Origin of the sequence: Colwellia ponticola, assembly GCF_005885605.1 — a bacterium.
Lineage (GTDB): Bacteria > Pseudomonadota > Gammaproteobacteria > Enterobacterales > Alteromonadaceae > Colwellia > Colwellia ponticola.
Map to the genome: position 1 here is coordinate 1 of NZ_SZVP01000216.1, position 407 is coordinate 407.

1 protein-coding gene is annotated in these 407 nt (G+C 61.9%); it reads right to left on the minus strand.

The window, feature by feature from the left end; all coding sequences use genetic code 11:
* On the minus strand, positions 1-407 hold a 407-nt coding region (locus FCS21_RS16625; protein WP_138624547.1), incomplete at both ends, for a S41 family peptidase.

Below are 407 nucleotides of genomic sequence, written 5' to 3' on the forward strand. Positions count from 1 at the left end.
CTCTTCACGCTCTTGACCACGATGGTCGCGCGGGTGAGTGTCACGTCAAACGGGTTGCCGCCGTCGCGCACCAGGGTCAGGGTGATTTTCTGGCCGATCTTGCCGCGCATCTTGTCGACGGCTTCGGTCATGGTCTGGCCGCGGGTCGGCTGGCCGTTGATCTTGACGATAAAGTCACCGGCCTGGATGCCGGCCTTGGACGCCGGGGTGTCATCGATGGGCGAGACCACCTTGATATTGCCGTCTTCGGCGCCGACTTCAATGCCCAGGCCGCCGAACTCACCGCTGGTGCTTTCCTGCAGCTCGGCAAAATCTTCCGGACCCAGGTAGGCGGAGTGCGGGTCAAGGTTGCTGAGCATGCCCTTGATGGCATTCTCCAGCAGGGTCTTGTCGTCTACAGGTTCGAC